We start from the raw sequence: 2,659 nt of genomic DNA on the forward strand, positions 1-2,659 counted from the left end.
GGCGCGACCGGCTTGGGCGCGGCGACGACGGTGGCGGGAACGGGGGCCGCCACAGGAGCGGCGGCCGGCTCAGGAGCGACGACGGACGCAGACGCCTCGACCGGAGCGGCGGCCTCGGCCAGCAGGGCGGCGATGTCGAACTCGGGCGCGGCGGGGGCTGCGTCCAGAACCGGCAGCGGCGGCAGCGGCGTCTCGACGGAGGCGGTCGGCGCGGACGCCGCTTCGTCGGCCAGCCGGGTGACGCTCAGGTCGCAGTCCATCTCGACGAAGTCGAAGACGTCGCGCACGTCGGCTTCAGCCGCGTCGCCCGACAGGTCGATGGTCCAGATCAGATGGGCGTCCTCAGCGTCCAGGGCGTCCAGCGACGGCAGACCGCTGTCGTCCAGCCGGACCGAGGTGGAGCCGAGGCGAGCCAGTTCGCGCAGCAGCAGGCTGACGTCGTTGGCGCTGGCGTAGAGACGGGGATGCGGACGGAAAACGATCCTCCAGCCGGCCGCGACCGCCGCGTGCGGCGCCGGATCGAAGGCCGCCAGATCGAGCGGTGGAAGATCCAGCGGCGGCAGGTCCAGCGCGGGGGCGCCGAAATCAGCCAGGTCGAGGGTCAGGGGCGTAAAGCCGAAATCGTCTTCTTCCGGCGCGGCCGCGACCGGCGCCGGAGCGGCCGACGCGGACCCGCCGTGTGTCAGGGCCTCGAGCTCGGCGACCAAACCGGCCGAACGGACCTCGTCCACCGGGGGCGCCACGCCCTGGGCCGCCGCGATATGGTCGGCCAGGACGTCGGAGGCGCGCAGCAGGGTCTTGACCGTGACGTCGTCGCATTCCTTACGGCCCGAGCGCAGCTCGTCCATCAGGGTCTCGAAGACGTGGGCGAAGCGCACCAGATCTTCCAGGCCGAAAGCCCCTGCCCCGCCCTTGACCGAGTGGACGGCGCGGAAGACGGCGTTGATCGTCTCCCCGTCGCCCTCGCCGGTCTCCAGCGCCAGCAGATTGGCTTCCAGATCGCCCAGCAGTTCGCTGCACTCCTGGAAGAAGGTGACCTTGATGGCCTCGAACGGATCGTCGCTCATCGTCTGATCCTCAGGCCGCGACGCGACGAACGGCGTCGACCAGCTTGGCCGGGTCGAAGGGTTTGACGATCCAGCCGGTGGCTCCGGCGTCGCGGGCGCGCTGCTTCTTGGCGGCGTCGCTCTCGGTGGTCAGGACCAGGACCGGCGTCGCCTTGTGATTGGGATCGGCGCGCATCCCCTCGATGAAGCCGAAGCCGTCCATCCGGGGCATGTTGATGTCGGTGATGACCACGTCGGCGCCCTGGGCGGCGAGGGTCTCAAGTCCGTCGACGCCGTCCACGGCCTGGATTACGCGGTAGCCCGCGCTTTCCAGCGCGATCAGCAGCATATCCCGCATGGTGCGGGAATCATCGACGGTCAGAACGGTCTTGGTCACGCGGCTTGTCCTTGCGGATCGGTATCGAGGGCGGGCGCGCCGAAGGCGTCCCATTGAGCGGAAAAGGCTTCGGACACAGGCGCGATCTCCAACGCCTGTCCGTCGGCGGCCCAAGTCTGGCGGGCCGACAACAGGACCTGGAGGCAGAGGCCGCCCAGGCGTTCGACCGAGGCCCCGTCAAGGGTCAGAGCCTGACCGCGAACGGCCAGAATCTGCGCCCTCAGAGGCTCGGCGGCGCGTAGGTCCAGCACCGCCGGCAGGGAGATCGCGACCGACATCAGAACTCCTCCCAGCCGTCTTCGACTGCGACGGGCGCCGGCTTGAGAGCCGCGCCGCCGCGACCGACGGTCTTGAGGGCGGCGACCGTCTGGGCCACCGGCTGGGCGACGCGGGCCGGGGCCTGGACCGGAGCGGGCTTGCGAGCCGTCGCCGGCGCCGCGGCCTGACCGGTGCGGAAGCGCGACACCGAGGCGGCCAGGACGTCGGCTTCCTGCGACAGCGAGTGGCTGGCGGCGGTCGACTGCTCGACCATCGCCGCGTTCTGCTGGGTCACCTGGTCCATCTGGTTCACGGCGGTGTTGACCTGTTGCAGACCGGTGGCCTGCTCCTGGGCCGAGGCCGAGATTTCCGAGACCAGGCCGTCGATTTCGGCCACGCGGCTGACGATGCGTTGCAGCGCCTCGCCCGTCTGGCCGACCAGGGTCACGCCCGCGCCGACCTGCTGGCCCGAGGCCGAGATCAGGGTCTTGATCTCCTTGGCGGCTTCGGCCGAGCGCTGGGCCAGGGCCCGGACTTCCGAGGCCACCACGGCGAAGCCGCGGCCGGCGTCGCCCGCACGGGCGGCCTCGACCCCGGCGTTCAGGGCCAGCAGATTGGTCTGGAAGGCGATCTCGTCGATGACGCCGATGATGTCGCCGATCTGGTTGGACGAGGCCTCGATCTGGCTCATGGCGGCGACGGCGTCGCGCACCACCTGGCCGCTCTTCTCGGCGTCGCCGCGCGCGGACTGGACCACGCTGGAGGCCTGGCGGGCGCCGTCGGCGGTCTTGTTCACCGTGGCGGTGATCTCGTCCAGGGCGGCGGCGGTCTCCTCCAGAGAGGCGGCCTGCTGCTCGGTGCGGCGCGACAGGTCGTCCGAGGCCTGGCTGATCTCGCTCGAACCCGAACGGATGGCGGCGACGTTGGTGACGACCACCGCGACGGCCTGCTCCAGCTG

General features: G+C 71.0%; 4 protein-coding genes. All 4 read right to left on the reverse strand.

Going from position 1 to position 2,659, the window contains the following annotated elements; translation table 11 throughout:
* Window positions 1-1,067: Hpt domain-containing protein (locus ACREEF_RS15685; protein ID WP_431566500.1), on the reverse strand; the 1,067-nt coding region annotated here is incomplete at its 3' end.
* Window positions 1,068-1,077: 10 nt separating this feature from the next.
* A complete protein-coding gene (locus ACREEF_RS15690; RefSeq protein ID WP_431566501.1) occupies window positions 1,078-1,443 on the reverse strand; it encodes a response regulator in 366 nt (121 codons plus the stop codon).
* The gene (locus tag ACREEF_RS15695) at window positions 1,440-1,721 is read right to left on the reverse strand and encodes an STAS domain-containing protein (protein WP_431566502.1); all 282 of its coding nucleotides are present in this window, start codon (window positions 1,719-1,721) and stop codon (window positions 1,440-1,442) included. Before ACREEF_RS15695 ends, ACREEF_RS15690 begins: the two co-directional genes overlap by 4 nt.
* A partial coding sequence (locus ACREEF_RS15700; RefSeq protein WP_431566503.1) for a methyl-accepting chemotaxis protein occupies window positions 1,721-2,659 on the reverse strand: 939 nt, incomplete at its 5' end. The genes ACREEF_RS15700 and ACREEF_RS15695, both read right to left, overlap by 1 nt.

Source organism: Brevundimonas sp. (assembly GCF_050729455.1).
GTDB lineage: Bacteria > Pseudomonadota > Alphaproteobacteria > Caulobacterales > Caulobacteraceae > Brevundimonas.